The 3,961-nt window shown below is 76.8% G+C and carries 3 protein-coding genes; 1 reads left to right on the top strand and 2 read right to left on the bottom strand.

All coding sequences use genetic code 11. The features are described 5' to 3' along the window. Positions 1-123: 123 nt before the first annotated feature. Positions 124-2,391, bottom strand: a complete 2,268-nt coding sequence (locus tag VR44_RS37030) for a DUF5682 family protein (protein WP_045952061.1) — start codon at positions 2,389-2,391, stop codon at positions 124-126. Next, entirely contained in the window at positions 2,388-3,494 is a 1,107-nt protein-coding gene (locus VR44_RS37025; RefSeq protein ID WP_045952060.1) for an ATP-binding protein, read from the bottom strand. Before VR44_RS37025 ends, VR44_RS37030 begins: the two co-directional genes overlap by 4 nt. Positions 3,495-3,628: 134 nt before the next feature. Here VR44_RS37025 and VR44_RS43380 point away from each other — a divergent pair. Continuing rightward, positions 3,629-3,961 (top strand): SWIM zinc finger family protein (locus VR44_RS43380; RefSeq protein ID WP_169791086.1); only part of this gene is annotated, 333 nt, incomplete at its 3' end.

Here is a 3,961-nt window from a genome sequence, read left to right as displayed (position 1 = left end):
GGCCCCGCCTGGGGGCCCCTCCCAGCGGTAGCTGGGGGAGGAACGGGCGAAGTGGGGGTCCCCCCGGACGGAGTCTGGGGGAGGGTAGGGGAGACGGCCCCCCACCGCCCGGCCAGGGCAGGGTCATGCCGCCCCCAGGAGGCGCCGGGCCACCTCCGCCGCCGCGGACGCGCGGGCCGGGTCCAGGTCGGGGGCGAAGCCCTCGGGGGCCGGGCCCGCGCCGGCGGGTATGCCGCGCGGGCCCGGCCCGCGGCGGGCCAGTTCGCCCAGGGTGCGCCGCACGCCCGCCTCGTACGCCCCGAACGTCCGCCGCAGCAGCGGCAGTACGTCGATGAAGGCCCGCTCCGGCACCGACACCAGCCAGGCGTCGATCAGGCCCAGCAGCCGCTCGTCGTGGACCAGCAGGGTCCCGCCGCCGGAGCCGCCCGCGAACCCCTCGATCCAGCCCGCCGCGTCGGCCGGGGAGGCCGCCGGGGACAGTGCCAGGCCCATCAGCCGGGCCGTCTCCCCGGGCGGGAGCCGCCCGTCGTCCAGCAGCAGCCGGACCGCCCGGCCGCGTATCAGCCCGGGCACGGTGTCCCGTCCGGCCAGCTTCCGCAGTACGGCCGACCAGCGCTCCCGGAGCCCCTCCTGCCCGTCGGCCAGCAGGGCGACCGCCCCGTGCACCCCGTCCAGGTGGCCCCGCAGCTCCGCCGCCCCGTCGGCGTCGAGCCCGGCCGCGCAGGCCGGCGGCAGGGCCACGCAGATCCGCTCGGCCAGCCCGGCGGCCACCGTGCCGAGCGCCGCCGAGTCCGTACCCCGTACGTCCCCGTACCGCAGCGAACGGGCCAGCGCGGGCAGCGCCTTGGCGAGCCGCGCCACATCGGTGTCCAGCGCCGCCAGGTCGGCCAGCGCCCGCAGCACGGCGGGCAGCGCCTCCGACAGCCCGGCCAGCAGGCACCGCTCGGCCAGGGCCGTGACCTCCCCCAGTTCCCCGGCGCGCGCCGCCTCCGCCGCTGCCTTGGCGGTGGCCGCGCCGAGGACGGTGGTCCCCCAGATACCGGCTTCGGCGACCCGCACCGACAGCTCCGGCTCCCAGCGCAGCCGCCAGGTCTCCCGGAAGGTGCCCGTCCCGCCCCGGGAGGCGGTGGGCACGCCCCAGTCGACCCCGAGCATCCGCAGCCGGTGCAGCAGCAGGGACTTGGCGGCGTCGGTGTCCTTGCGCAGGTCCAGCTCCAGGTCCCGCTCCCGGGCCTCGGCCTTCAGCCGCAGCGAGCGCTGCCGGCGGGTGAGGTCCCGCTGGAGCGGTACGGCGGGCGCCGCGTCCGGGACCTCGCCGAGCACGTCCCCGACGACGAGCCGGTCCTCGACCAGTGCGAGCGGTACGTCCGAGCCGTCGCACATCACCGCCCGCACCGCCTCCAGGGTCTCGCCGAGCCCGGGCACCGGCCGGCCCCGGACGGCGGCCAGGGTCTCGGCCAGCCGGACGGCCTCGATGACATGGGACGGGGAGACCTGCCGGTCCTCCTCCCGCAGCAGCCCGGCCACCTTGGTCAGCCACCGCTCGACGGGCCGGTCCCGGGAGGCGAAGAGGTGCGCGTACCAGCCGGGCGAGGTGACGCCCGCGCCGTATCCGCCGGCCCGGGCGAGCCTGCGGTGGGTCCAGGGCACCCAGGTGGTCTCCACCTTGGTCCGGGGCAGCCCGGCGAGCAGTGCCCGGTCCGCCGCGACCGTCGTCCTGGCGCGCAGCGCCGGGACGTGCCAGGCGCCGCACACCACGGCGTAGTCGTCGCCGAACTCCCGGCGGGCGGCCCGCATCCGCTGCCGCATGTGGGCCTCGCGGACCAGGTCGCGGGGGCGGCCGCCGTCCCCGTAGGTCTCGCGCAGGGCGCCCATGGCCTCCTCCAGGGCCGCGAAGGCGGCCAGCGGGTCCCGGACCGCCCCGGTGCCCCGGTGTTCGACCACGTCCTCCCACCACTGCTCCGGGTCCTCGTACCCGGCGGTCTCCGCGAGCACGGCGAGCGGGTCCACCGGCAGCGCGGCCGCATCCGGTTCGCCCTCCTCCGCCTCCTCCTCCGGCGCGGCCAGCGTGTGGGCGGCGGGGAGGTCGATGAAGCGCACCGGGACGTCCCTGGCCTGGGCCCAGCGGATGGCGGCCCACTCCGGGGAGAAGCCGGCCAGCGGCCAGAACGCGGCCCGGCCCGGGTCGTCCGCGGCGTGCGCGAGGAGGGCGACGGGCGGGCGCATCCCCGGCTCGGCGGCCAGGGCGAGCAGCGCGTCCCCCTCGGGCGGGCCCTCGATCAGCACGGCCCGCGGCTGCGCGAGGTCCAGGGCGGCCCGCACCGCCCGGGCGGAGCCCGGCCCGTGGTGGCGGATCCCGAGCAGCGGCGGCCCGGCGGCGCCCGGGCTCATGCCGTCACCTCCCGGCAGGCGCGGTAGAAGTCCTTCCAGCCCTCGCGCTCGCGGACGACCGCCTCCAGGTACTCCTGCCAGACGATCCGGTCGGCGGCCGGGTCGCGGACGACGGCGCCGAGGATCCCCGCGGCCACGTCGGAGGGGCGCAGGACGCCGTCCCCGAAGTGCGCCGCGAGGGCGAGCCCGCCGGTGACCACGGAGATGGCCTCGGCGGTGGAGAGGGTGCCGCTGGGCGACTTCACCTTGGTGCGGCCGTCGCCGGTGACCCCGTCGCGGAGCTCGCGGAAGACCGTGACGACCCGGCGGATCTCCTCCAGTCCCTCGGGTACCGCCGGCAGGTCCAGGGCGCGGCCCATCTGGCCGACGCGGCGGGCGACGATGTCGACCTCGGCGTCGGCGGTGGCGGGCAGGGGCAGGACGACGGTGTTGAAGCGGCGGCGCAGCGCGCTGGACAGCTCGTTGACCCCGCGGTCGCGGTCGTTGGCGGTGGCGATGAGGTTGAAGCCGCGCACGGCCTGGACCTCCTGGCCGAGCTCCGGTATCGGCAGGGTCTTCTCGGACAGGACGGTGATGAGGGTGTCCTGGACGTCGGCGGGGATGCGGGTCAGCTCCTCGACGCGGGCGGTCATGCCCTGGGCCATGGCCCGCATGACGGGGCTGGGGACGAGGGCCTCCCGGCTGGGGCCCTCGGCGAGGAGGCGGGCGTAGTTCCAGCCGTAGCGGATGGCTTCCTCGGGGGTGCCGGCCGTGCCCTGGACGAGCAGGGTGGAGTCCCCGCTGACGGCGGCCGCCAGATGCTCCGAGACCCAGGTCTTGGCGGTGCCGGGGACGCCCAGCAGGAGCAGGGCGCGGTCGGTGGCCAGGGTGGTGACGGCGACCTCGACGATCCGGCGCGGGCCGACGTACTTGGGCGTGATGACCGTGCCGTCCGGGAGGGTGCCGCCCTGGAGGTAGGTGGCCACGGCCCAGGGGGAGAGTTTCCAGCGGGCCGGCCGGGGCCGGTCGTCGGCGGCTTCCAGGGCTTTCAGTTCGTGGGCGAAGGCGTCCTCGGCATGCGGCCGCAGTGCTTCGGTACCGGTGTCGTTCCCGTGCGTGCTCATGGTCCCCCTCCATCGCTCGGCAGCCGCTCCCGACTGCTGTACCCACGGTGCACCACGCCACTGACAACACCCCCTGTTCGAGGCGTTGTTGCAGGTCAGGGCGATTGTCAGTGGGGGTCTCTACGGTGGTTTCCATGACTGAGCAGGGGGTCCGCTGGACGGCGGAACAGGTACTGGCTCTGGCTCCTGACGACGCGTCGCGGAAGGCGGGGGGCAGGCTGGGCGGGGCGGCTCCGTGGTCCCGGACCGGAGGTTCCGCTTCCGGTGCGGTGTGGGGGTTGTGCAAGGGCAGCGGCGCCACGCCGTACCGGACGGTCGTCGACCTGACGGGGCCCGCGTACAAGTGCTCCTGCCCGAGCCGGAAGTTCCCGTGCAAGCACGCGCTGGGGCTGCTGCTGCTCTGGTCGGCGCAGGGCCTGGGCGACCCGGCCGAGGCGCCGGACTGGGCCGCGGAGTGGCTGGCGGGG

This window comes from Streptomyces katrae (assembly GCF_000966975.1).
GTDB lineage: Bacteria > Actinomycetota > Actinomycetes > Streptomycetales > Streptomycetaceae > Streptomyces > Streptomyces katrae.
This window is presented reverse-complemented; position numbering and strand designations above follow the sequence as displayed.